This is a genomic window from Micromonospora musae (assembly GCF_003626635.1).
Taxonomy (GTDB): domain Bacteria; phylum Actinomycetota; class Actinomycetes; order Mycobacteriales; family Micromonosporaceae; genus Micromonospora; species Micromonospora musae.
On record NZ_RAZT01000012.1, the window covers coordinates 233,241 to 256,169 of the forward strand.

At 70.6% G+C, this 22,929-nt stretch carries 20 protein-coding genes, 6 tRNA genes and 1 pseudogene; 9 read left to right on the forward strand and 18 right to left on the reverse strand.

The genetic code is table 11. From position 1 onward, the window contains the following. Positions 1-48 precede the first annotated feature (48 nt). Positions 49-996 carry a TetR/AcrR family transcriptional regulator C-terminal domain-containing protein gene (locus tag D7044_RS23915; protein ID WP_233563424.1) on the reverse strand — a complete coding sequence of 316 codons (948 nt, stop codon included), beginning with the start codon at positions 994-996 and terminating at the stop codon, positions 49-51. Between the two features lie 148 nt (positions 997-1,144). Between D7044_RS23915 and D7044_RS23920 the strand changes: the two genes are divergently transcribed. Continuing rightward, on the forward strand, positions 1,145-2,758 hold the full coding sequence (locus D7044_RS23920; RefSeq protein ID WP_233563426.1) for a carboxylesterase/lipase family protein: 1,614 nt from the start codon (positions 1,145-1,147) through the stop codon (positions 2,756-2,758). A 91-nt stretch (positions 2,759-2,849) separates the two neighbouring features. Here D7044_RS23920 and D7044_RS32475 read toward each other — a convergent pair. From D7044_RS32475 to D7044_RS33640, 7 genes and pseudogenes are all read right to left on the reverse strand, one after another. After that, positions 2,850-2,936, reverse strand: a tRNA-Ser gene (locus D7044_RS32475). A 5-nt stretch (positions 2,937-2,941) separates the two neighbouring features. After that, positions 2,942-3,015: transfer RNA gene (locus D7044_RS23925), tRNA-Pro, on the reverse strand. Positions 3,016-3,076: 61 nt separating this feature from the next. Next, positions 3,077-3,149 (reverse strand) — tRNA-Arg (locus D7044_RS23930). A gap of 1 nt (position 3,150) precedes the next feature. Then, positions 3,151-3,240 (reverse strand) — tRNA-Ser (locus D7044_RS23935). Positions 3,241-3,273: 33 nt separating this feature from the next. Beyond that, positions 3,274-3,345, reverse strand: a tRNA-Gln gene (locus D7044_RS23940). A gap of 34 nt (positions 3,346-3,379) precedes the next feature. After that, positions 3,380-3,452 (reverse strand) — tRNA-Ala (locus tag D7044_RS23945). A gap of 386 nt (positions 3,453-3,838) precedes the next feature. Then, a pseudogene (locus D7044_RS33640) lies at positions 3,839-3,928 on the reverse strand (IS982 family transposase); the annotation flags it as partial. Between the two features lie 84 nt (positions 3,929-4,012). Here D7044_RS33640 and D7044_RS23955 point away from each other — a divergent pair. Continuing rightward, the gene (locus D7044_RS23955; RefSeq protein WP_120681980.1) at positions 4,013-4,504 is read left to right on the forward strand and encodes an isochorismatase family protein; all 492 of its coding nucleotides are present in this window, start codon (positions 4,013-4,015) and stop codon (positions 4,502-4,504) included. A gap of 26 nt (positions 4,505-4,530) precedes the next feature. Here the strand turns inward: D7044_RS23955 and D7044_RS23960 are convergent, their stop codons facing one another. The 3 genes from D7044_RS23960 to D7044_RS23970 all read right to left on the reverse strand — a co-directional run bounded on the left by D7044_RS23960 (position 4,531) and on the right by D7044_RS23970 (position 8,110). Beyond that, the gene (locus D7044_RS23960; RefSeq protein WP_120690281.1) at positions 4,531-5,433 is read right to left on the reverse strand and encodes an RNA polymerase sigma-70 factor; all 903 of its coding nucleotides are present in this window, start codon (positions 5,431-5,433) and stop codon (positions 4,531-4,533) included. After that, positions 5,430-6,590, reverse strand: a complete 1,161-nt coding sequence (locus D7044_RS23965) for an NAD(P)/FAD-dependent oxidoreductase (protein WP_120690282.1) — start codon at positions 6,588-6,590, stop codon at positions 5,430-5,432. Before D7044_RS23965 ends, D7044_RS23960 begins: the two co-directional genes overlap by 4 nt. Positions 6,591-6,712: 122 nt before the next feature. Then, complete coding sequence (locus tag D7044_RS23970; protein ID WP_120681982.1) at positions 6,713-8,110, reverse strand: FAD-dependent oxidoreductase; 1,398 nt, start codon at positions 8,108-8,110, stop codon at positions 6,713-6,715. 360 nt (positions 8,111-8,470) lie between these two features. On the opposite strand from D7044_RS23970, the gene D7044_RS23975 reads away from it, so the two are divergent. After that, positions 8,471-11,587, forward strand: coding sequence for an amidohydrolase family protein (locus tag D7044_RS23975; protein WP_120690259.1), 3,117 nt, complete (start codon positions 8,471-8,473; stop codon positions 11,585-11,587). A 56-nt stretch (positions 11,588-11,643) separates the two neighbouring features. On the opposite strand, the gene D7044_RS23980 is transcribed toward D7044_RS23975, so the two are convergent. Both D7044_RS23980 and D7044_RS23985 read right to left on the reverse strand, forming a co-directional pair. Then, on the reverse strand, positions 11,644-12,519 hold the full coding sequence (locus D7044_RS23980; protein ID WP_120690260.1) for an SDR family NAD(P)-dependent oxidoreductase: 876 nt from the start codon (positions 12,517-12,519) through the stop codon (positions 11,644-11,646). Between the two features lie 12 nt (positions 12,520-12,531). Further along, positions 12,532-12,741 carry a YbaB/EbfC family nucleoid-associated protein gene (locus D7044_RS23985; protein WP_120684449.1) on the reverse strand — a complete coding sequence of 70 codons (210 nt, stop codon included), beginning with the start codon at positions 12,739-12,741 and terminating at the stop codon, positions 12,532-12,534. Positions 12,742-13,210: 469 nt separating this feature from the next. On the opposite strand from D7044_RS23985, the gene D7044_RS23990 reads away from it, so the two are divergent. Beyond that, positions 13,211-14,122: a nucleoside hydrolase gene (locus D7044_RS23990; RefSeq protein WP_120690261.1), complete on the forward strand. Its 912-nt coding sequence runs from the start codon at positions 13,211-13,213 to the stop codon at positions 14,120-14,122. Positions 14,123-14,154: 32 nt separating this feature from the next. On the opposite strand, the gene D7044_RS23995 is transcribed toward D7044_RS23990, so the two are convergent. Continuing rightward, the gene (locus D7044_RS23995) at positions 14,155-14,928 is read right to left on the reverse strand and encodes a DUF2785 domain-containing protein (RefSeq protein ID WP_120690262.1); all 774 of its coding nucleotides are present in this window, start codon (positions 14,926-14,928) and stop codon (positions 14,155-14,157) included. Between the two features lie 96 nt (positions 14,929-15,024). On the opposite strand from D7044_RS23995, the gene D7044_RS33320 reads away from it, so the two are divergent. The 4 genes from D7044_RS33320 to D7044_RS24015 all read left to right on the forward strand — a co-directional run bounded on the left by D7044_RS33320 (position 15,025) and on the right by D7044_RS24015 (position 18,670). Beyond that, positions 15,025-15,159, forward strand: coding sequence for a hypothetical protein (locus D7044_RS33320; RefSeq protein ID WP_267901614.1), 135 nt, complete (start codon positions 15,025-15,027; stop codon positions 15,157-15,159). Next, positions 15,156-16,355: a cupin domain-containing protein gene (locus tag D7044_RS24005; protein ID WP_120690264.1), complete on the forward strand. Its 1,200-nt coding sequence runs from the start codon at positions 15,156-15,158 to the stop codon at positions 16,353-16,355. The genes D7044_RS33320 and D7044_RS24005 overlap by 4 nt, the downstream gene beginning before the upstream one ends. Positions 16,356-16,425: 70 nt before the next feature. Beyond that, entirely contained in the window at positions 16,426-17,013 is a 588-nt protein-coding gene (locus D7044_RS24010) for a TetR/AcrR family transcriptional regulator (protein ID WP_199716746.1), read from the forward strand. A gap of 397 nt (positions 17,014-17,410) precedes the next feature. Beyond that, on the forward strand, positions 17,411-18,670 hold the full coding sequence (locus tag D7044_RS24015; protein ID WP_199716747.1) for a CynX/NimT family MFS transporter: 1,260 nt from the start codon (positions 17,411-17,413) through the stop codon (positions 18,668-18,670). Positions 18,671-18,849: 179 nt separating this feature from the next. On the opposite strand, the gene D7044_RS24020 is transcribed toward D7044_RS24015, so the two are convergent. Together D7044_RS24020 and D7044_RS24025 are read right to left on the reverse strand one after the other, a co-directional pair. Then, a complete protein-coding gene (locus D7044_RS24020) occupies positions 18,850-19,614 on the reverse strand; it encodes a glucose 1-dehydrogenase (RefSeq protein ID WP_120684461.1) in 765 nt (254 codons plus the stop codon). A 46-nt stretch (positions 19,615-19,660) separates the two neighbouring features. Continuing rightward, positions 19,661-20,605, reverse strand: a complete 945-nt coding sequence (locus D7044_RS24025) for a quinone oxidoreductase family protein (protein WP_199716748.1) — start codon at positions 20,603-20,605, stop codon at positions 19,661-19,663. A 224-nt stretch (positions 20,606-20,829) separates the two neighbouring features. On the opposite strand from D7044_RS24025, the gene D7044_RS24030 reads away from it, so the two are divergent. Beyond that, positions 20,830-21,219, forward strand: a complete 390-nt coding sequence (locus D7044_RS24030; protein ID WP_120684465.1) for a winged helix-turn-helix transcriptional regulator — start codon at positions 20,830-20,832, stop codon at positions 21,217-21,219. 46 nt (positions 21,220-21,265) lie between these two features. Here D7044_RS24030 and D7044_RS24035 read toward each other — a convergent pair whose 3' ends face one another. Together D7044_RS24035 and D7044_RS24040 are read right to left on the reverse strand one after the other, a co-directional pair. Next, positions 21,266-22,051, reverse strand: a complete 786-nt coding sequence (locus D7044_RS24035) for a DsbA family oxidoreductase (RefSeq protein WP_233565105.1) — start codon at positions 22,049-22,051, stop codon at positions 21,266-21,268. Between the two features lie 45 nt (positions 22,052-22,096). Then, on the reverse strand, positions 22,097-22,762 hold the full coding sequence (locus tag D7044_RS24040) for a TetR/AcrR family transcriptional regulator (RefSeq protein ID WP_158610030.1): 666 nt from the start codon (positions 22,760-22,762) through the stop codon (positions 22,097-22,099). Positions 22,763-22,929 lie beyond the last annotated feature (167 nt).

The following is a 22,929-nucleotide window of genomic DNA, read 5'->3' on the forward strand; positions in this document are numbered from 1 at the left end:
GGGGCATCCGCCGAGCCGGACACCCCGACGTCGAGGAGTTGGTGTCGCTCAACCGGGGCCGGGCCGGACCCCGCACAGCAGTGCGATCCCGTCCAGCATGCGCTGCAGGCCGAAGTCGAAGAGGCTGTCGAGGGTGAGGTCGACGTCGTCACGGGCGGAGATGCGGGCCAGGATCGGATAGCGGCCGCTGCGCAGCGCCGCAGCGAGTTCGCTGCTCTGGGCGTGCATCCACTCGTCGTCGGTGAGGCCGGTGTCCTGTTCGGCCTCGGCCTCCCGCTGCAGGCCGACGGCGGTGCCGCGGACGAAGTTGGCGACCGTCGCCGCCACGTGGATGAGAGCGGTGGGGCCGAGCCCCTGGTCGGCGACCGCACGCATGGTCCATTCGGTGTGTGCGATCGCGTGCGGTGTGAGCAGCGGCCTGGTGAGCGAGACGACATGGGCGAGCCACGGATGCCGCCGGTACATGGCCCACTGGGTGCGGCAGAGCAGTTCCAGCCGGCTACGCCAGTCACCGATCGGCTTCGCGGGCAGGGGGTGGGCGGCGAACGCCGCGTCCGCCATGAGGGTGACGAGGTGCTCCCTGCCGCGTACGTGACGGTAGAGGGCCACGGTCGCCACCTCCAGCTCCGTCGCTACGCGACGCATCGTGGTCGCCGCGAGGCCTTCGACGTCGGCGATCGTGATGGCGGTACGCACGACCCGATCGCGGAAGACGTCGGCGTCGCCGGCCACCCGCCGCCCGGGATGCGAATCGCCGCTGCGACGTGCTCGGCGGGGCGCGACGATCGTGCCCACGCCGGGAACCGTCTCGGTCAGCCCCTCCTGCCGCAGTACGGCCAGGGCCTTGCTGGCGGTGGCCATCGCCACGCCCCAGTCCCGCACGAGCTGCCGGGTGGAGGGCAGGTGATCGCCCGGCCGGAGCTCACCGGCGGCGATGCGCCTACGCAGCTCCGCGCTGATGCGTGCCGACACCGGTGCGGCCTCGCTGGACGTCACACCGTCTCCCTCCCGCTGCACTAGTGCGCCTCGCCGCCGTCCCGACCGGCCCGCCGGGCGCACTAGTGCCCTGGTTGAGGGGACTGGCGGATGGACGGAGGCTCGGCCCGGACAGGTACCACGTACACAGCGATTCTGGAGGCGACAGGTGGCCAAGTCGAGGAAGCGTTGGTGGGCCGTCACGGCACTCGCCGTCGCGGCACTGGTTTCGGTGGGCGCTGTGGGGGCCGGCACGACCGGCCCGGAGCGCGGGTCGGGTGTGGCGCGCACCGGCCAGGGGCTGGTGCGGGGCACGGTGACCGCAGACCACCTGTCGTTCCGGGGCATCCCTTACGCCGCCGCGCCCGTCGGTGCGCTGCGCTGGCGGTCGCCGCAACCGGCCCCGGCGTGGAGCGGAGTGCGCGACGCCACCCGACCCGGGCCGGGCTGCGCCCAACTGGCCGGTCTACCGACGGATCGGCCCAGCGTCAGCGAGGACTGCCTCTACCTGAACGTCACCGCGCCGCCGACCCGGCGGGGCGGGAAGCCGCTGCCGGTGGTGGTGTGGCTGCACGGCGGGCACTTCTTCCTCGGCCAGGGCGACACCTGGGGCGGGCGCACCATGGCGGTCGGGGGCGACGTGGTCGTGGTGACGGTGAACTACCGCCTCGGGCCGCTCGGCTTCCTGACCCGCCCCGACGTCGGCGGTTCAGGCAACTTCGGGCTGGAGGACCAGCAAGCGGCGCTGCGCTGGGTACGGGCCAACATAGCCGCGTTCGGCGGTGACCCGCGCAACGTCACCCTCGCCGGGCAGTCGGCCGGCGCCACCAGCGTCTGCGCCCACCTCGCGGCGCCCGACTCCGCCGGACTGTTCCACCGCGCGATCCTGCAGAGCAACTCGTGCAGCACCCCGCTGCGTACCCGCCGGGAAACGGCAGCCGGCGCGGACGCGCTCGTCGCGGCTGTCGGCTGCGACGGGGACGCGGCCGGCGTCGCGGCCTGCCTACGCGGCCGGTCGGCGCAGGAACTGATCGAGGCGGCCGGCTACCCGGGTCAGTCCGCGTGGGAGTCCGGCCCGGTCGCCGGCGGGCCGATGCTGCCGGTCGACCCGGCGGAGGCGGTCGCCACGGGCCGGTTCCATCGGGTGCCGATCCTCATCGGCGTGACCCGGGACGAGTACCGCGCGCAGGTCTGGGGCATGGAACGCACCGGCATGCTCTGCGCGCCGGGCCAGGAGATGCCGTGCGCGCTCACCGCAGAGCAGCACCGGGAGCAGCTCGGCGCCACGTTCGACGCGCAGGCGTCGAAGGTGGCCGCCCGCTATCCGCTGGCGACCTACGGCACGCCCTCCGAGGCGCTCTCCGCCGCGATGACCGACTTCCAGTACGCGCAGCCGGTGCTGGAGACCGCCGCACAGTTCAGCCGGTACGTTCCGACCTTCATGTACGAGTTCGCCGACCGGGAGGCGCCGTTCTTCACCGAGGCGGCGCCGGTGAGCTTCCCGACCGGCGCGTATCACACCGCCGAGCTGCCGTACCTGTTCGCCGTCGACTACGCGCGGCCGCTCTCCGCCGCGCAGCAGCGACTCTCCGCGGTGCTGGCCGGCTACTGGACCACGTTCGCCCACCACGGGGACCCCAACCGGCGGGGACTGCCCTCCTGGACCCGCTTCGACGCCCGATCCGGTTACGTGCAGCGACTCGCCACCGGGCCGGGCGGCGTCGGCCGCACCGATTTCGCCCGGGAACACCAGGTCGCCTTCTGGCGGTCCGTCCCGAGCTGAGGACCCGCCGGACGGTCGACACCCGGCACGGATTGCGGCGCTCGCATCGGGGCCGCAATCCGTGCGGGCACGAGCCCGGCCGGCAGCTCGGCGGTGAGGGTGGGAGTCGAACCCACACGGCCTCTCGGCCCAGACCGTTTTCGAGACGGCGCCCGGCACCAGATCGGGTGGCCTCACCAGGAGTCGGGTAGACAGGATTCGAACCTGCGATCTCTTGCTCCCAAAGCAAGCGCGCTGCCAAGCTGCGCCACTACCCGTCGGAGCCGGCGGTGCCGGCTCCCTCCCGGCCGTCGTGAGGACGGCCGGGAAAGGCGTACGTGCCCCCGGAACGATTCGAACGTCCGGCCTCTTGATCCGTAATCAAGCGCTCTCTCCGCTGAGCTACGGGGGCGTGGCGAAGGGTGGGAGATTCGAACTCCCGGCGGGGGTGAACCCGCTCCGCGTTAGCACCGCGGCGCCTTAGGCCACTCGGCCAACCCTTCGTGATATCCCCTCTGGCTGAGGGGGTCGAGCAGCTCCCGGACCAGGATTCGAACCCAGCTCTCCGCATCCAGGGTGCGGCGTCCTGCCGACTGGACCATCCGGGAACGGGCCGGGCGACGTCGCGCGCCGGACCATGCGTGGACCTACCCGGATTCGAACCGGGCACCTCCTGCCTGCCGAGCAGGTGCGCTACCGACTGCGCCACAGGCCCATCGTGACGCTCCGGTGGGCTGCGGGGATGCGCTACCGCCGGCCGGATCGCCGATTGTTCTTCCCTGTGAAGTTGACAATGACCATTGCTCCTCCGGCCGGCTGGCCGAGGCGTCAGGTGCTTAGCGGGTTTGGTTTCCCGGGTACGAAAAAGCCGCCCGTTCCCTTCGCTGGGTGGGCGGCCTCCGCGGGTTCGGTCGCGGTCAGTCGCGCCACCGGCTCGGGCGGCTGGGAACGGAGGAGGCGGCCATGGCTCGGCGGCTTCGCCCGCGCGGCGACATTCGCTGCTGCGGTGCGGGGCTCGGGTGGCTCATCATGACCGGCTGCTCCTTCCTGATCTGTTGACGACGACGTTAGGCATGGTGACGAGAGCGGGCAACGCATTTACGGCGGGCGTCCGATCCGGCGACGCCCGATGACGTGCTCGTCACAGAACACGTAGAGTGCCGTGAGGAGGCTGTCAAGGTTCGCTGTCACACGGAAACAGTGACACCCTTCGCCGTGCGGTCAATCGAGTCGAGGGTCGCCGGACGGGTCACGATGCCAATTATGATCATCTCCATGACCACCGCTCTCGTACTGATCGACCTGATGCCGCGAATCATCGCTCTGCCTGTTGCCCCCCACTCCGGCCAACAGGTTCTTGAACGCTGCGGTCGGCTGGCCACGGCGTTCCGCGCGAACGATCATCCGGTGGTTCTGGTCCGGGTGGAGCGGCCGAACGTGTCTGAGCAGCCACCCGGCAGTGACTTCGCCGATGGCCTGGTCCAACCCGACGACATTGTGGTGGTCAAGCGCACCATCGGGTCATTCCACAACACCGACCTGCACGACCAGTTGCAGAGTCGTGGGGTGAACACACTGGTCCTCGCTGGGCTGGTCACCACGATGGGGGTGGAGTCCACGGCACGGGCGGCCAGCGACTACGGCTACGAGTTGGAGTTCGTCGCCGACGCGATGTCCGGGTTCGCCGCCGAGGAACACAACTTCACCATCGAGAAGATCTTTCCTCGGTTCGGCAAGGTGCAGAACACTGACGCCTACGACCACTGACCAGCCCGCACTTCGGACTCATTCCTCTAGAGGTGGTGGACCGTCCGGGCAGTGACGGCGCGGAGCTTGTCGGGGTTGGCGACGTCGTGGATGCCGGTGATCACGCCGTCGTCGTTCAGGTCGAAGGTGACGGTGGCGACGATCCGCCCACCGTCGCCGAAGACCAGACCCACCTGCCCGTTGAGCTCGACCACCTCGATGGCCATGTTGACCGGTTCGATGCCCTGGTAGGGCTGGACCGCGACCGCCGCGAACCAGGTGGACACCCGCTGCGCGCCGGTGATCGGGCGGATCGCCTGGCGGACCTTGCCGCCACCGTCGGTCCAGAGTGTCACGTCCGGGGCGAGCAGCTGCATCAACGTGTTGATGTCGCCGCCCGCCGCGGCGGCGAGGAAACGCTCGGTGACCGCCCGCTGGCGGGTGCGATCGGTCGGGAATCGCGGCCGGCGGGCTCGTACGTGCCCGCGTGCCCGGTGCGCGGCCTGGCGTACGGTCTCCTCGGAGCGCTCCACGGCCTGGGCGATCTCGGCGTACGTGAAACCGAAGGCCTCCTTGAGCACGAAGACCGCGCGTTCGAGCGGGGTCAGCGTCTCCAGCACGACCAGCAGCCCCATCGACACGGTGTCGGCGGTGGCCACGTCGTCGGCCGCGTCGGTGCTGGTGAGGATCGGCTCGGGTAGCCACGGGCCGATGTAGGTCTCGCGTCGGGTCTGCGCCGAGCGCAGCCGGTCCATCGCCAGGTTCGTGGTGATCCGCACCAGGTAGGACTTCGGGTCGGCGACCTGGGAGCGGTCGGCCGCCGACCATTTCAGCCAGGTGTCCTGCACGACGTCCTCGGCGTCGGCGGCGACGCCGAGGACGCGGTACGCGACGGAGAAGAGCAGGTTGCGGTGCTTGTCGAAGGCCCCACCGCCCGGCTCGTCGGTCATCGGGTGAACCGGCCGCCGCGGCGCCACACGAACGCTCCCATTGCGGGGAACGTCTTGAGCTGGCCGAACGACGGCCACGCGATCGAACTCACCGTCTCCTTGTACCAGACCGCAGGGCGGCCGGTCAGGAAGAACCGTTTCGGGCTGTCGTCGGGGTGGGTGAACTGGATGACCGCGTCGTGGCGGCCGAGGCTGACGGCCGCGTGGATGTAGCCGAAGCGGAAGGTTCGGGGCTCTCCGCCGTCGAGCTCCCGCACGATCGACGTCGCCGCGTGCACGCCGTTGGCCAGGCCGCTCCCGCAGGTGCCGTGCAGCACCCCGTAGCCCTGCTGGATCGCGGCGGCGTCGCCGACGGCGTAGACCTGCGGGTGCGACACCGAGCGCAGCGCCGGGTCGGTGACGATGCGGCCGCTGCCGTCGACCCGCAGGCCTGCCGCGGCGGCCAGCACCGGCACCCGCACGCCGCTGGTCCAGAGCACGGCGTCCGCCTGGACGCTGGTGCCGTCGGCAAGGTCGACCGATCCGGGGCGTACCTTGACGATCTCCACGCCGTTGACGACCCGGACGCCGAGCCGGGCGAGACCGGCGTGCAGGTGCGCCTTGGCCTTGGGGGCCATCATCGATCCCGGCTCCTGCCTGCCGAGCAGCACCACGTCCAGGCCGGGGTGCTGCTCGGCGACCTCGGCCGCGGCCTCGACGCCGGTCAACCCGCCGCCGCAGACCACCACCGTGCCGCGGCCGAGGCTCGCCAGTTTCCGGGCGAGCAGTTCGGCGTCGTGCGCGCTGTCGAGCGTGTACGCGTGTTCGCCGACGCCGGGAACGGTGTCGGTGTCGGCGGTGGCGCCGAGCGCGTAGACCAGCCGGTCGTACTCGATCTCCCGCCCGTCGTCGACGCGGACGCGGTGGGCGGCGGTGTCGATGCCGGTGACCCAGCCGCGTACGAACTCCACCCGGGTTCCGGCCAGCAGCTCCGGGATGCGCAGGTCGGCGAGCCGCTGGCCGGATGCGGTCTGGTGCAGCCGCAACCGTTCGGTGAACCGCTCCTCCGCGTTGACGATGGTGATCTGGACGTCCTCGCGCCGCCGGGTGCGCCCGGCGAGGCTGACCGCCGTGATGAGGCCCGCGTACCCGGCGCCGAGAATCACGATCCTGTTCATCTGTCCGCCCTCTTTCGTGTCGGTGACGACCACGAGACGGGTGGGGCGGCTGGATCGTGAGCCGGGGTGATGTGGATCACAGCGTGCCTGGTGGGGACTGCTGGGCCCAGTGGTCGGGGCTGTTACGGCTCGTCGGCCCGCACGATGGTGGCGAGCACCTCGTTGAACGCCTCGGTCGAACTCGGATGGGTGTAGACGGCGTCGCGGAGTTCGGCTGCGGTGACTCCGTGCCGCATGGCGAGCGCGACGGTGTTGATGATCTCCTGAGCGTCGATGCTGAGGATCGCGGCACCGAGAATCCGGTCCGTGGCGGCGTCGATCACGAACTTCATGACGCCGCGGGTCTCCTCCACCGCGTACGCGCGGGGCATCGCCACGATCTCCGCGACCGCCTCGCGGGCGATCTTCACCCGGTGTCCCGCCTTCCGGGCCTCCCGTTCGGTCATGCCCACGGTCGCCAGGGGCGGGGTCATGAAGAGCGTGCGGGGGACGATGCGATCGGCCGTGGATCGGAGGCCCTCGCCGGTGAGCTGGTCGAGGACGACCCGGCTGTCGTCGAGCGAGAGGTAGGTGAACTGCGGCCCGCCGCGCACGTCGCCGAGGGCGAAGATGTGGGGTTGGCTCGTCCGCAGGTGCTCGTCGACCTCGACCGCTCCCGCTGCGGTGGTGCGGACGCCAGCGGCTGCCAGGTTCAGGTCACGGGTCGCCGGTGCACGGCCGGCGGCGGCGAGGATCGCGTCGACCTCGAGGGTGTGCTGCTCGCCGTCCTTGTCGTACCCGATCGTCGCGCCGTTGTCGCCGTCGCGCACCTCCGTCACCTGGGCCGCCGTGACGAGGTGGATGCCCTCGTCGACCAGGATGTGCGTGGCCACGGCGGCGACGTCGTCGTCCTCGCGGCCGAGGATCCGGGCGGTGCGTTCGAAGAGGGTGACCTGCGAGCCGAACCGGCGGTAGATGGCGGCGAACTCGATGCCCAGGTACCCGCCGCCGACGATCGCGAGCCGCTCCGGCAGGGTGGCCGTCTCGATCAGGTCGGTGCTGGACCTGATGTACCTGCTGGTGGCGAGGCCGGGGACGTCGGGGACGACCGGTTCGGACCCGGTGTTGATGAGAATGGTGTCGGCGGTGACGGTGAGGTGCTCGTCGCCGGTGACGACGGTGACCGTGTGCGGGTCGGCGAAGGAGGCCCGCCCGGTGATCACGGTGACGGTCTCGATGCTGCTCAAGTTGTCGAAGTTGCCCCGGCGCATCATCTCCCGGGTCTGCTGGACCTCCTGGACGGAGCGCGCGTACCAGTCCTGCGCGGGGTCCTCGGGGCGGCGTCGCTGCGACCTGTGCACGAGGCCCTTCGTCGGTACGCACCCCACGTTCGGGCAGGTGCCGCCGTACATGCGCTCCGACTGCTCCACGAGCACGACCCGCTTGCCGGACCGGCCCAAGGTGGCGGCCGCGGTCTTACCGCCCTTTCCGAAGCCGATGATGAGGATGTCGCTCTGCAGCGTGCGGTTCGGGGTGCTCATGGCTCCGCTTCCTTGGGAGATGTCGGGCGGCGGCGCAGGTGGGTTGTCAGGGGCACCTGGTCAAAATGCCCGACTCACGCTAGTCGGCGGTCGCTGCACGCCGCTATTCGTCGCACTTATGGCACCCATAAGGAGGATGATCAGCGCCTACCCCGCGGGGTCCTGGGGCGGTCCGTGGCGTCGGAGGAGTTCCCGCAGGGCATTGAGCTCGGCGGCCGGCGTGCCGCTGAACGCCGGAAACGAGCCGATCGCCGCAGCTGCCGGTCCGCTGGCCGCAGGCGGGCGAGTGGGAGCTGCCCCGCGTTCCGAAGCAGGACAACCATCGGAGATATTCGATGGAGGCTTCGGCGGGGAGGCACGATGACGGGCGTACGGAGACGGGATCTCCTGGCAGGCACGGCCGGCGCGGCGGCGCTCGCGGGGAGTGGGGTAGCGATCGCGAGCCCGGCGCTGGCCGGAGGGCACGACGAGACGGCGGACCGGGAACGCCGGATCTCGCTGCGGCAGGGCACCGATGTGGCGGCCCAGCTCTCGCCGGACGGCCGGACGATCGCGATGGACCTGGTCAGCGTCCTGTGGGTGCTACCGGCGTCGGGCGGTCCGGCCCGCCGGCTCACCAGCGACCTGTTCGACATCGCGCAGCCCGAGTGGGCGCCGGACAGCTCGACGATCACCTTCCAGTCCTACCGGGACGGCAACTTCAACCTGTGGCTGATCCGTCCGGACGGCTCCGGTCTCCGGCAGCTCACCCACGGCCCGTACGACCACCGCGAGCCGCGTTTCTCCCCGGACGGGCGACGCATCGCCTTCTCCTCCGACCGCTCCGGCAGCTACGGAATCCACCTGCTCGACCTGAAGAGCGGGCAGACCGCGGTCGTCGCCGACAGCGAACTGGAGGAGTACGAGCCGGCCTGGTCGCCGGACGGCACCCGGATCGCGTTCGTGGTTGCGAACACCCGCATCGACGTGGTCGACGTCGAAAGCGGCGCGCGGAGCACCGCGGTCACCGGGCCGACCGGCGCGGTGCTGCACAGCCCGGCCTGGACCCCGGACGGCCGTGACCTGGTCTACCACCGGCTGCTCGACGGCCGCAGCGAGCTGTGGCGGGGCGACGCGCCGCTGGTCACCGGCGAGGACGCCTACCCGTTCCGGGTCTCCTGGCGCTCGGACCGCGAGTTCGTCTACACGGCGGACGGCCGGATCCGGCGTCGCCGGCTCGACGGCGACCGCCGCCACGACATCGGCTTCGTCGCCCCGGTGACCGTCGCCACGCCCCGGTACCGCAAGCGGCGGCGCGACTTCGACTCGACGACCCGCAGGCCGGTCGTCGGCATCGGCAGCCCGGTGCTCTCCCCGGACGGCCGGCAGGTGGCCTTCCGCGCGCTCAACGACATCTACCTGCTGACGATCGGGCAGCCGCCCCGCCCGCTCACCCGCGACCAGTGGTGGAAGTGCGACCCGGCGTGGTCGCCCGACGGGCGGTACCTGTCGTACTCCACCGACCGGGGCGGGAAGTTGGACATCTGGCTGCGTGACCTGCGCACCGGCGCGGAGCGGCAGCTGACCGATCTGCCGGACGCTGCCGCCGTCTCCGGTACCTGGTCACCGCAGAGCGACCGCCTGGCGTTCCTCGACCAGAACGGCGCGCTTTACACCGTCGAAGTGGCCACGGGGCAGGTACAGCCGGTCTTCGGCGCGACCTTCGAACCCGGCCGCCCCACCTGGTCGGCCGACGGCCGGGTGATCGCCCTCGCCGCGGTGGTGCCCTACTCCGCCCGCTACCGGGAGGGTCTCAGCAAGATCCTGCTGGTCGACCGGACGTCCGGAGCCGCCCGCTACGTCGACCCGATGCCGCACCGGTCGATCCAGACCCGGGGCGACGACGGGCCGGTCTGGTCGCCCGACGGCCGGCGGATGGCCTTCGTGGTGGCCAGCGTGCTCTGGGTGGTCGACGTCCACCCCGACGGCACCTTCGCCGGCCCGCCCCGTCAGGTGACCAACGAGGTCACCGACGCGCCGAGCTGGAGCGGCGACTCGACGCGGCTGCTCTACCTGAACAACGGGCGGCTGCGGCTGGTGTCGGCCGGCGGCGGCGCACCCCGTACCGTGCCGGTCGGTCTGAGCTGGGCCAACAGCCGGCCGCGCGGGCGTACGGTGATCCGGGCCGGACGCCTCTGGGACGGCGTCGGCCGGCGGCTGCGCACGGACGTGGATGTGGTGGTCGAGGGGCATCGGATCACCGCCGTCGAGTCGTCCCGGCCGGGTCGCGACGGGCGGCTCGTCGACGCGCGCGACGGGGTGGTGATCCCCGGCCTGATCGACATGCACCACCACCGGGAGATGCAGGGCTACGCCTACGGCGCCCGGCAGAACCGCCTCTGGCTCTCCCTCGGCGTGACCACCACCCGCTCGCCCGGCAGCCCCGCCTATCACATGGTGGAGGAGCGGGAGTCGATCCAGTCCGGTGCCCGGATCGGGCCGCGGTACTTCGGCACCGGTGAGGCCGTGGACGGGCCCCGGATCTACTACAACTTCATGCGGCCGACCTTCGACGAGCGGCAGCTGGAGCTGGAGCTGGAGCGGGCCGGGGCGCTCGACTACGACCTGATGAAGGCCTACGTCCGGCTGCCGGTCGAATGGCAGCGGGCCGTGGTCGCGTGGGCGCACCGGCGGGGTGTGCACTCCACCTCGCACTACCACTACCCGGCGTTCGCGTTCGGCAGCGACGGCATGGAGCACACCGGCGCGACGAACCGGTTCGGCTACTCCCGCACCGTCACGGCGATCGGTGCCGGGTACCAGGACGTCATCGACATCTTCAACACCTCGCGGGCCGCCCGCACCCCCACCCTGTTCGGTGCGAACACGCTGCTGCGCGAGGACACCTCGCTCGTCACCGACCGGCGGGTCCGCACGCTCTACCCGTCCTGGCAGTACGCCGCGCTGCAAGCCGCGGCCACCGCCGCGCAGACCACCGACCAGAGAGCCAACCGGGAGAACCTGGCCCGGCAGGTCGCGCAGGCGGCGGCGATGATCCGCGGCGGCGGGCGGGTGCTCACCGGTACGGACTCACCCATCGCGTTCAACGCGGTCAGCCTGCACCTCAACCTGCGCGCCATGGTGAAGTACGGGCTCACGCCGTACGAGGCCTTGACGACCGCCACCCGGGCGGCGGGAGAGTTCCTCGAGGAGCCGATCGGTCAGCTCGTGCCCGGCGGGTACGCGGACCTGGCGGTGCTCGGCGGCGACCCGCTCACCGACATCGACCAAGCGGCCAACGTGCGGCTGACCATGGTCAACGGGGTGCTGCACAGCGTTGACGAGCTGCTCGCACCGTTCACCGGCGAACCCAGGGCGACGATCGCGGCGAGCAGGGTGCTGCCGCCGCTGCCGGCGCATCCGGAGAACGCCCGGTACTGGTGGCACGACCCGCACTACGTCGAGGCGGGCCGCCACTCGTGCTGCGCCGAGGGCTGACCGCCCCGGTCGGTGCCGGGCCCCGTGGAGCGCGGGGTCCGGCTCCCACCCGGGAGTCAGGCGCGGCTGAGCACGTCCAGGCCGACCAGCCGTTCGCTGAGCCGCCACAGCCGCCGCGCGCTCGGACGGTCGGCGACGATCGGAGCGGGCACGGCTCGCAGGGTGCCCTCGTAGTATCCGCCGCTGACGGTGTCACTGACCGCCGCGCGCAGCACCGCCAACGCGCCGTCCTCGACGGGGGCGCCGCTGCGGCTGTAGAGGCGCGTCAGGGACGTGCGCACCACGCCCGGGTGCACGTTCACCACGGCCACCCCGTCGACGCGCTCGGGCAGTTCGGCGCCGAACATGGTGAGGGCCAGCTTCGCCTGGGCGTAGGCCGCGACCGGCGAGTACCGTCCGGTGCGGTCGAGATCGTCCCAGCGCAGGTCTCCCATCCGGTGCAGGCTCGACGAGAGGTTGACCACCCGCGACCCACCCGCCGCGCTCAGCGCGGGCAGCAGCAACCGGGTCAACAGGTACGGGGCGAGGTAGTCGACCTGCCAGGTCAGCTCGTGGCCGTCCACGGTCTCCGCGCGCCGCATCTCACCGGCGACGGCGGCGTTGTTCACCAACAGGTCCAGTGGGGAGGTGACCTGGTCGGCGAGGTCGCGCACCTCCGCCAGGTGGGTGAAGTCGGCCGCGACCGGCCGTAGCCGCTCCGGGTCCGCGCCCTGACTGATCAGGCGGTCGGCGGCGACCGCGCCCTCGGCACTGGTGCGGGCGTGCAGCAGCACCCGCCATCCCATGGCGGTCAGCCGCGCGGCGACCGCCTGGCCGATGCCTCCCGCGGCGCCGGTGACGAGCGCGGTCCGCGGGCGGTGCGCGCGGAGTTCCGCCGACCGGTTACGGCCGGCGCTGGTGGTGGCTGGGTGATCGACGGTGATGGCAGGCATCTTCTTCTCGCCTCAGGCGGTGTGGTGGGTGGTATCGGCCCGCGCCGAGCAGGCGCGCTGGATCGCCTCGATGCAGGCGCCGGCGAGTTCGGCGGCGGTCAGGTCGTACATGGCGCGGGGGTCGATCCGCAGTGCCGCGAGACGTCCGTCGGGCCGGATGGTGGCCTCGACGTAGCCGGCGGCATCGGCGGCGGTGACGCCCGATTCGATGATCTCGTGCACGGTCGTTGCTCTCTGTCGAATGGGGTCGCGGCAGGTCCCGGCCGAACCGGCGAGGACCTGCCGCGTGGAGGCGGAAAGGGACGGGTGGCGGGCTCCCGCCGCCGCGGGGGGTCGCTGCGCTGTCTGGACCGCATCGACCTGGTCAGGCGGTTGGAGGGCTCGCCGTTTCGAGGGGACCCACGTCTTCCTTTCACCCCGTCGGGTTCGATCGCCCCGACGTGACCAGCACACCTCGACCTCGTGGCGGCGAGCAAGGATCTTGACGTGTTCGGTACGCGGCGGGGCCGGGTTTTCACACCGTCGATACGCGACACGCGTTGCGGTGCAGGCAGATCCGGCCGGTGTGGCGTGCCGCTCACCGTCCGGAACCGCCCGTTCACCGCATCGGCTCGTACGTTGGCCGAGCCGGCGGCGGCATCGCCTGCTTCCGCTGCTTCCCGGGCCGGCAGTTCGGATAATCGATCCCGCCATGGAGAGCACCCCGGTCCTGCTGGACACCGACATCGGCAACGACATCGACGATGCCGCCTGCCTCGCGTACCTGCTCGCGCAGCCCCGGTGCGAGCTGCTGGGCATCACCACGGTCAGCGCCGAGCCCGAGCAGCGCGCCGCCCTGGCGAGCGTGCTGTGCCGGGCGGCGGGGCGCACGGTGCCGATCCTTCCCGGAGCCGCGCAGCCGCTGGCCGGCCCGTCCGTTCAGGGGCCGCCGACGCAGGCGGCCGCGTTGGCCCGGTGGGAGCACGAGACCTCGTTCCCCGCCGGTGCGGCGGTGGAGTTCCTGCGGCGGACGATCCGGGAGCGTCCAAGCGAGGTCACGTTGCTGGCGATCGGCCCGCTGACGAACGTGGCGCTGCTGTTCGCGGTGGATCCGGAGATCCCGTCGCTGCTGGGGTCGCTGGTGCTGATGGGTGGGGCGTTCACCACGGTGCCCGGCCCGGAGTGGAACGTGCGCTGCGATCCGCATGCGGCGGCCCGGGTGTACGCGGCCCGGGTGCCGGTGCACCGCTCGATCGGCCTCGACGCGACGACACGGGTGCGGATGGAGGCCGAGGCCTTCCTGGAGCACTGCACGAGTCCGCTGCTGCGGCCGGTCGCGGACATGGCCGCGTCGTGGTTCGCCGAGCGGTCCGAGATCACGTTCCACGACCCGCTGGCCGCGGCGACCCTCTTCGACCCGGCGCTCTGCGTGTTCGCCGCCGGTGAGGTGACGGTCGACCGGTCTTCCGGGCCGGCGGCGGGCGTGACGACCTGGCGAGCCGCCGAAGAGGGCGGGACGGGGCCGCACGAGGTGGCGGTCGGCGTACGGCCGGAGGCTTTCATCGACCACTATCTGACGATCCTCGACGCGGCGCCGTCCGGGGCACGGATCGGTCGTTGCTGACCGTTGCCGAGCGAGGATTCGGCGTTGCAACCTCAGGACAGCACAGCGGCCAGCCGTCCCATGATCGAGTCGCGGTGCGTCAGCTGGATGCGCGCCCCGCCGTGCCCGTCGGGTACGCCGAGGTGAGTCAGTAGGTAGAGCATGCGCAGGGTGCGCAAGGTGTTGCTGACGTGGGCCGGAGTGATGCCTGGAGTGAAGCTGTTGAGCTCTTCCTCGATCGTTTCGAGCCAGCCCAGCGATTGCCGTGGGGTCAGTTGAGGGCGGGTGAGGGTCAGTGCGATCGCGTGGCCGAGCCGTTCGTCCTCACGCTCGGCATAGAGGTGGTCGGTGGGTGCGATCAGCCGCGCGGCCGCCACGTCAAGCATTCCGGCCGGGTCGACTTCAGGATGGCGGCCGAGTGTGCCGAGCAGGTCCGCGCCGTGAGCGACCGCGTGCAGCCAGCCAAGTTCGTCGTCGTAGCCGCGCAGGTCGGTCTCGGCCGGGTACCAGCGCACGAATGACTCCAGCCAGCCTGGGCGCAGGTCGCCCCGGCTGACGATCATGTCCAGGACCAAGGGTGCGAAGGTGCGGGCCTCGATACGCGGATCGGCGAAGCGTGACGCCATCTGGTCGCCGAGCCAGGCACGCCGTTCGCCGGCGATGACGTCACGGGCGATCCAGGTGCGCAGCACCGCGTGCGGCGTGCCGTCGCGTATGCCCGGGTCGGCGTCGCCGAGGCACGTGGCGAGTTCGGTGGTCAGGTCGTCCAGGTCGGCTCCGGCGGGCGGAGTGCTGTCGCTGCGGTAGATCTCGTCCCAGTCGGTCACGGCCCGGCAGGCTACCGGAGGTACACGGACTCGCGGTCGCTCGTCGTGGTCTCGGGTTCCGACAAATTCACAGCGCCGCTCGGCCTAGCATTGTGCGTGGTCAAGAATCGGACGCCGTGGAACGGGCTGACGGCCGGCTCGGTGGTCGCTACCCTCCGCATGATCGTGGCGTTCCCGCTGTTCCGGCACCGATTCAGCCAGGGCATCGCGTTGAGCGGGGTCAAGGGGTGACCGAGGCTTCGCCCCGACAGCTGGTTGAGGAGCTGTTGAACGACGGCGGGGGAGTGCTGCGTCTCGCGCCCGCGTTCGTGGCGCGGGACCTGGTGCCGCCCGGACGGCGGTTCGGCCTGCCCGAGGAGGCGTACGACCTGGGCGAGCGGGGCTACCTCTGTGAGCGGTGGCTGGGCTCGACCACGAAGGCGGACAACCGGATCGGGCCGGATGACGAGGGGCTCAGCCGCATCGTCGACTCGTCGGGCCGGCCCCGGCTGACGTTGCGCGAGGCCGTGGCGGCCGATCCGGCCGCGATCATGGGCGCGGGGTACGCGGCGAGTCATCCGCAGGGTCTCGGACGGCTGGCGAAGCTGCTGGACTACGGGGCGCGAATCCCGTACCACATCCATCCGCCGCAGCGCTTCGCCGAGCTGCTGGGCCGCCGGTCGAAGGACGAGGCGTACTACTTCCCGGCGGGCGTCGATGCCGGCCCGCACCCGGAGACGTTCTTCGGGGTGCACCCGTGGATCGTCCGGGAGCGTGCGTACGACGTGCTCCTGCCGTACCTCGTGGACTGGGACAGCGACCTGATCCTGCGGCACTCCCGGGCCGAGCTGCAGGTGCCGGACGAGGGTTTCCAGGTGCCGTCGGGGGTGCTGCACGGGCCGGGTACGGCGCTCACCGTGGAGTTGCAGGAGGACTCGGACGTCTTCGCGATGTTCCAGGCGCTCAACGCCGGTCGCATCATCGACAAGGAGCTGCTCTTCCACGACGTGCGCGCGGCCGACCGGGAGGCGCACGGCGAGCGTTTCCCGCTCAACTTCGTGGAGTGGGAGCTCAACGGCGATCCGTTCTTCTACGAGAACAACCACCTGAGTCCGCAGCGGGTCGAGACCGACGGCGGTGGCGAGGAGTGGTGGATCTTCTACAACACCCCGAAGTTCAGCGGGAAGAAGCTCGTCGTGCCACCCGGGCGGCGGCACACGGCGGCCGAGAACGGGGTGTACTCGATCCTGGTCTGGTCGGGTTCCGGAACGTACTGCGGGCACGACGTGCGTGGTGGTGATGCTGACCGGGACGAGCTGTTGGTGAGCCATGCCGCGGCGACCGCCGCCCATCCCGTGGAGAACACCGGGGACGGCGATCTGGTGATCTTCAAGTTCTTCGGCCCGGACGTGAACGACACGCCGTCGATCCGCCGGTACGACGGGTAGGGCGGGGCGCCGGCACCGCCGCGAGGCACGTCACATGGTCGACATACGTACTAGTAGGTATGGTCGTGGAGTGGCCAGACAACAGGACGACGCGCGTGAGCGTCTGATCGAGGGAACCTCCGAGCTGCTCTGGGAACGCGGGTACGTCGGCGTGAGCCCGGCGGCCATCCTGCGTCGCTCCGGAGTCGGACAGGGCAGCATGTACCACCACTTCCAGGGCAAGGGGGACCTTGTACTGGCCGCCGAGCAGCGCAGCGCCGCGTTGATGCAGGAAGAGCTGAGATCCGTCCTCACCGGCGACGGGACGGCGTTCGAACGGATCTCGGCGTACCTGTTGCGGGAGCGCGACGCGCTCCGCGGGTGCCGGGTGGGCCGGCTCGTCGCCGACCCGGAGGTGGTCGTCAACGACCAGCTCCGCGAGCCGGTCCGGGAGACCTTTGCGCTGCTGCACCGGTTCCTCGTCGACGTGATCGAGGAGGGTCGGGCGGCCGGTGAGTTCGCCCCGGAGATCGACGCCGACGAGACCGCCTCCGCGCTGGCGGCCGTGGTGCAGGGTGGCTACGCCCTGGCCCGGGCGGAACAGTCCGTCGTGCCGTACGAGCGTGCCGTCCGGGGCGCCCTGGCGCTGCTCAGGGCCTCGGTGCCTAATGCCGGGTGAGCCGGCCGCCGCGGGGGCGGGGAAGCGGCGCGGTCAGCGGCCCGGCGCGGAGCCGCAGCGTGCGGCGGCTGTTGCTGGCTGATCGATCCCCCGCTCGGCGGTGACTCGCCCCGTAACCCTTGGCGGTGCCTGATGGACGGGCGTTCGCGTCCGCTCGGTCCGACGCGCCCTACCGCCCTCCTGGACGCGCCGCGTTTCGTCGTGCCCGGAGTCGTCACGCCGTTCTGAGCGGCCCGGTCGAGAAACAACCCTGCGGAACGGGGGTTCGTCTGAGCCGATATATCGATATACATCAATCAAATGTCGGCGTGCGGCCGGCAGTCACAGCTCGAGGGGAAGCCTTATGTCCATCGATCCACCAGTGGCCGCGGAGCGCGGTGCATCGCCCGCTCAGGGGGTGTCAACCGTCGACGCCGGCCACCATCGCTCGGCCCCCCGACGATCGGCAGTCCTGCTCGCCGTCGGGCTGGTGCTACTGGCGATCAACCTCCGTCCCGGGGTGGTGGCCGTCTCGCCGCTGCTCGACACCATGCGCGCCGAGACCGGCATGTCGACGGCGTTGGCCGGTCTGCTCACCACGCTTCCCCTGCTCTGTTTCGGCCTGCTCGCGCCGCTCGCGCCCCGCCTCGGACGCCGGTTCGGGGTGAACCCCGTGCTCCTGGTCATGATGCTGCTGCTGGCCGCCGGAACCGTCGTGCGGCTGCTGCATCCCACGAGCGCGCTGCTGACCGGCACCGTCATCGTCGGCGCGGCGATCGCTGTGGCCAACGTGCTGCTGCCCGGTGTGATCAAGCAGGAGTTCCGGTCCCGGGTGGCCCTCATGTCGGGCATCTACACCATGTCGCTCTTCATCGGCGCGGCGCTCGCCGCCGGCGTGACCCTGCCGGTCCGCAACGCCCTGCACCTCGGCTGGCGACCGGCGCTGGCGATGTGGGGTGTCCTCGCCGTCCTGGCCGTGCTCGTGTGGCTGCCGCAGCTGCGCCGCCGGACGGCGGACGAGAGCGCGGGCCTGTCCCGGTCGCGCGGCGGTGACGTCAGTGACCAGCTGGTACGGGGTCTCTGGACGCATCCCGTGGCGTGGTTCGTGGCGTTCTACTTCGCGGCGCAGTCGTTGGTCTTCTACTCCGCGGCGGCCTGGCTGCCGACCATTCTCACCGGCACGGGGATGTCGTCCGGTACGGCCGGCTGGATGCTCTCCTTCTCCAGCCTGTCCGCCATCGTCGGAGCGTTGTTCACGCCGATGCTGGCCAACCGCTGGCTCCACCCCGGCGTGCTGGTGCTGCTGAGCGCGCTGCTGACCATGACCGCTTTCGCCGGGCTCCTGGTGACGCCGGATGCGAACACCTACCTGTGGATGGCGCTGATGGGTGTGGGGCAGGGTGCCGGTCTGAGCCTGTCGGTGATGTTCATCGTGCTGCGCGCGCCGGACGCCCGGCACGCCGCTCAGCTGTCGAGTATGGCGCAGTGCTCCGGATACATCCTCGCGGCCGTCGGCCCATTCGCTCTCGGGGCGCTACACGACTCCACCCGCAGCTGGGCCGTTCCGCTGGCGGCGCTGATCGCCCTCGGCGTGCCGACCCTCGCCTGCGGGCTCGGTTCGGCCCGTGACCGGTACGCCTCGCGCGAGGTGACCGTTGTGCCGCGTCCAGCAGCGTGACGTTTCTCGTGATTCTGGGGGTCGAAGGGCGGCGGTCTGCCGCCCTTCGACCCCTTCTCGGGCCGACCGGCAACTGGATCGATCAGCTGCCGCCCGTACGAAGCCGGCGGTGAGCCTTTCAGGGCTGTGACCGCGTCAGCCAGGGGCGTCACACCCACCGAAGATCGACGTCCGGGTCCTCAGGCGGCGGTCAGGCCGCCATCGATCGCGAGCGCGGCTCCAGTGATGAAGCTGGCTTCGTCGCTCAGAAGGAAGGCCGCGAGAGCGGCGATCTCATCGGGCCGCCCGATCCGGCCCACCGGGTGCATAGCGCCCGCAGCGCGGATGGCCTCCTCCGGATTCGGGCCCATCGCGCCCCGTAGCAGCGGGGTGTCGACGCCGCCGGTGACAAGCGCATTGACCCGCACACCCGTTTCGGCCACGTCGAGTGCGGCCGACCGGGTAAGCCCGATGACGCCGTGCTTGGCGGCGCTGTAGGCGGCCATGCCGGCCGCACCGGTGACACCGACGTTGGAGGCGTTGTTCACGATGGCGCCGCCGCCGGACGCCTGCAGCGCGGGAATCTGGTACTTCAGTCCGAAAAAGACACTGTTGAGGTTGAGTGCCAACTCGGCGCTCCAGGCGTCCTCGTCGACCTCGTGGATCTGACCGTGCGCAGTGGCCGCGCCGACGTTGTTGAAGGCGCCGTCGAGCCGGCCGTAGTGGTCGACCGCCTGCCGGACCAGCTGCTCGACCTCGCTGCCGACCGTCACATCGGTCGGCACGAAGATCGCTTCTCGCCCGGCGGACTGCAGCTCGGCGACGAGTGTCTCGCCGGCGTCCTTGCCGCGTGCGGCCAGGACGACCTTCGCTCCCTCGGCGGCGACCCGCTCTGCGAGGGCCCGTCCCATGCCGGAGGTGGCGCCGGTGACCAGGATGACTTTGTCGGTGAAGCGGGTGGACATCATGGATCCTTGTCTCAGTCTCTGGGTTGGCAGATCAGTGGGTGGTTCAGAAGGTGAGAACGAGCCGGCCGCGAACGCCGCCGGCTGCGAACAGGCGGTGCGCGTCGTGCGCCTCGGCGGCGGGTAGGGTCTTCGCGACCCGCGGGATGAGCACACCCGACTCGGCGAGACGGCGGATCTCGTCCAGCTTGTCCGCCCGTCCGGCGTACTCGGGCACGAACGGCGTCCGTACCGTGATCCCGCGGGTGCTGTCGGCCTGATAGCCGCCGGGTTCGTCGCTCTGGCGGAACCGGACCAGCGTGCCCCCATCGCGGATGGCGTCGAAGAGCCGCGACCCGAACAGCGCCACGTCAGCGACCGCGTCCACGCCATCGGGATAGCGGGCCCGGAGGCGTCCAGCGACATCGGAGCCCCTGGCCACGATGTCGATCGCGCCGGACTCACGGACCAGAGCCTCATCGGCCGGAGCAGCGTCGCCAATCACGATCAGGCCGGCCTGCCTGGCCATCTGGATCAGGTAGCTACCGAGCGCCCCGGCGGCCCCGACCACAGCCAGGGTCGAGCCTGGCGCAAGATTCAACTGGTCGAGCGCCAGCATCGCGGTCAATGCGTTCATCGGCAGCGTCGCGGCGGCCTCATGACTGGTGCCCGCAGGCGCACGGACGATCCAGTTGGCCGGGCGTACCACGTACTCCGCATAACCGCCGCCGCTGTTCTGGAGGGAGCCGTCGGGGGCCGGAGTCACTGGTAGGAGCATCGCCATCACCGGGTCACCGATCGACAGGTCGGTCTCCGTTCCGGGGCCGATCTCGTCGACCACACCCGCGACGTCCATCCCGGGCACGTAGGGCCCCGGCACCCCGGCGAGCGCAGGTGCGTGGGCACCCGACCGCAGCAGCGTGTCCGACGGGTTCACCGCCGCCGCACGTACGTGCACCCGAATCTCGCCCGGGCCAGCATGCGGATCCGGCAGTTCGATCGCCTGCAGCACCTCCGGTCCGCCGAACTTGTAAAGACCAACAGCTCGCACGAATGCATTCCTTTCATGGTCTAGTTCACGCACTTTGGATCGGATCCGAACGACCCGAACGAGTATGCGGAAAACTGGGTATAGCGACAAGAAGGCACCTCAAGGTGCCCAGGTATCACGAGGGGAACCACCCGTGCCAAATGAGTGCAGCCTGGGCACCTGGTATATCTCGTATACTCTGGACTATGGCGCATCCGATCACATCCGCGGACGACACGGCCTTGGCCTTGTGTGGGCAGGGCCGGGAGCTGGTGCGGGACGTACTCGAACGAATCGGCGACAAATGGTCCGTGGTCGTCATCTGCCAGTTGGGCGACACCACGAAGCGGTTCAACGAGCTGCGCCGGCTCAGTGAACCGATCACTCAACGCATGTTGAGCGCCACGCTGCGCGGGCTGGAGCGGGACGGTCTGGTCACCCGAACCCTCCGGGACACCAAACCCCTTCGAGTCGACTACGCGCTGACTTCGCGCGGCCTCAGCCTGCTCGCCGTCGCGCGGAATCTCGCTGGGTGGGCGGTGGAGAACGCCGCCGGTATCCAGGAGTCAAGGACGACCTTCGACGCTTCCCAGTGAAAAGCAGCCGATGCACGCGCTGCGGTACTGCCGGGTCCGTCGCCGATTAATAGGTGAACCCGGGGTCCGTCAGCAGGCGGCCGGTCGCGCGACGGTCCCCCCCCACGCCTGTTCTTCCGGGCAGGTCGCAGGCGCCGTCCGCGTCGCACCCGGCCTGGTCGGCTGCGCCGACGATTGTCAGTTCGGATTGGCGATCGGTCCAGGCGCGCCCCAGCACCTCGGAGAAGACCTCGATCGGCTGGGCGCCGGAGAGCCCGTACTTCCGGTCGATCAGGAAGAACGGTACAGCGTTTATGCCCAGCTGTGCGGCCTCGGCCTCGTCCTTGCGTACCTTGTTGGCGTACGCCCGCTTGTCGGCGAGGACCGTCCTTACCTCGGCTTCGTCGAGTCCGGCGTGGACGGCGAGTTCCACCTGATGCTCGGAGTCGTAGATGGTCCGCTCCGATGCGAAGTTGCCCTCGTAGAACCGTGTCAGCAGCTCGTGCTCCAGGCCCTGGGTCGCGGCCAACTGAAGCAGTCGGTGCAGGTCGAAGGTGTTGCCGTGGTCCCGGAACTCGACGAGGTATTCAAGGCCCTCCTTCCTGGCGATGCCCGCGAGGTTCGCCTCGGCCGCTCGGGCCTGTGCCGGGGTCATGCCGTACTTCTCCGCGTGCGCCGCGCCGGTTGTCGGGCGGGTCTGGGCCAGCCGGGGGTCGAGCTCGAAGGAACGGTGCGCTACCTTCACATGCTCCGCGTGAGAGAACGTGGCAAGTGCCTTGTTGAACCGGGCCTTTCCAATGAAACACCACGGGCAGGATATGTCTGACCAAATTTCGATGTGCATATTCTTCATTCCTTGAAGGGTTTCCTTTGTCTGCCGGAGCGTGCAGCTCTTCGGTCATCCTGCGCTGTGGACCTGCGGCCCCGGCCCCTCAAGAGGGGTTCGCCCGGGGGCGCGCATTCCGTCGAGCAGGATCGTGACGACTCGACGCCACCCGTCCGGCCCTGCGTCGACGCCGAGGCAGTGGTCGGTGTCCAGCGACGCGCGTGAGCAGATCAAGACGTCCTGCCAGGTCACGTCCTCGCGCAGGTAGCCTGCCGCGCGCGCCCGCTCGGTGAGCAAGATGACCGCGTCCTGCAGTGCGGCGGTCCGCTGTGCGAGCTCGGGTGACGGTGGCCCCTCGCACTCAGCGGTGACCTCGGCTAGTCCGCGGCTGTCCCGATGTGCTCCGGCCAGCTCCATCATGAACTCCGCCAGCCCGTCCCAGGGATCCGGGCGCTCCATGCAGACCTGCGCGGTATCGCACAACTCGTCGTAGAGGCCGAGCACGACGGCGTCGAGTAGCGCCTCCTTGGTGCCGAAGCGCCGATACAACGTGCCTACCCCCACGCCCGCCGCCTTCGCGATGTCCAAAGCCGACACGTCGAGCCCACGGGAGGCGATCGCCTCCCGTGTCGCTGCGATCAGCTGGCGTCGGTTGTGCCGCGCGTCCGCGCGGACGCCGGCCACACCGTCCAAGGGTGGCGCGGTGCTCGGCCGGCTCTGGTTCTGCTGCTCGTCCATGCGCCGATGGCGTGCCGGATCCCGATCAGGCATTCGCAACCCAGCTCTCAAGCGGGTCCATCCAGAAGCGGGTGAGCAGCACCGAGTCGATCAGCCACTGCCCGTCGACCTTCTTGTAGGTCTCGCGGTACTGCCCGTAGCCGTGGTGTCCCTCGGGAGCGTCCGGA

Coding starts and splice junctions, on each gene's coding strand:
- D7044_RS23990 (WP_120690261.1), top strand. CDS start 13,211: ATGGAGAGCACCCCGGTCCTGCTGGACACCGACATCGGCAACGACATC.
- D7044_RS23960 (WP_120690281.1), bottom strand. CDS start 5,433: ATGACCGACGAGCCGGGCGGTGGGGCCTTCGACAAGCACCGCAACCTG.
- D7044_RS24040 (WP_158610030.1), bottom strand. CDS start 22,762: ATGGACGAGCAGCAGAACCAGAGCCGGCCGAGCACCGCGCCACCCTTG.
- D7044_RS24020 (WP_120684461.1), bottom strand. CDS start 19,614: ATGTCCACCCGCTTCACCGACAAAGTCATCCTGGTCACCGGCGCCACC.
- D7044_RS23965 (WP_120690282.1), bottom strand. CDS start 6,590: ATGAACAGGATCGTGATTCTCGGCGCCGGGTACGCGGGCCTCATCACG.
- D7044_RS23980 (WP_120690260.1), bottom strand. CDS start 12,519: ATGCCTGCCATCACCGTCGATCACCCAGCCACCACCAGCGCCGGCCGT.
- D7044_RS24030 (WP_120684465.1), top strand. CDS start 20,830: ATGGCGCATCCGATCACATCCGCGGACGACACGGCCTTGGCCTTGTGT.
- D7044_RS23955 (WP_120681980.1), top strand. CDS start 4,013: ATGACCACCGCTCTCGTACTGATCGACCTGATGCCGCGAATCATCGCT.
- D7044_RS23975 (WP_120690259.1), top strand. CDS start 8,471: ATGACGGGCGTACGGAGACGGGATCTCCTGGCAGGCACGGCCGGCGCG.
- D7044_RS24035 (WP_233565105.1), bottom strand. CDS start 22,051: ATGAAGAATATGCACATCGAAATTTGGTCAGACATATCCTGCCCGTGG.
- D7044_RS23970 (WP_120681982.1), bottom strand. CDS start 8,110: ATGAGCACCCCGAACCGCACGCTGCAGAGCGACATCCTCATCATCGGC.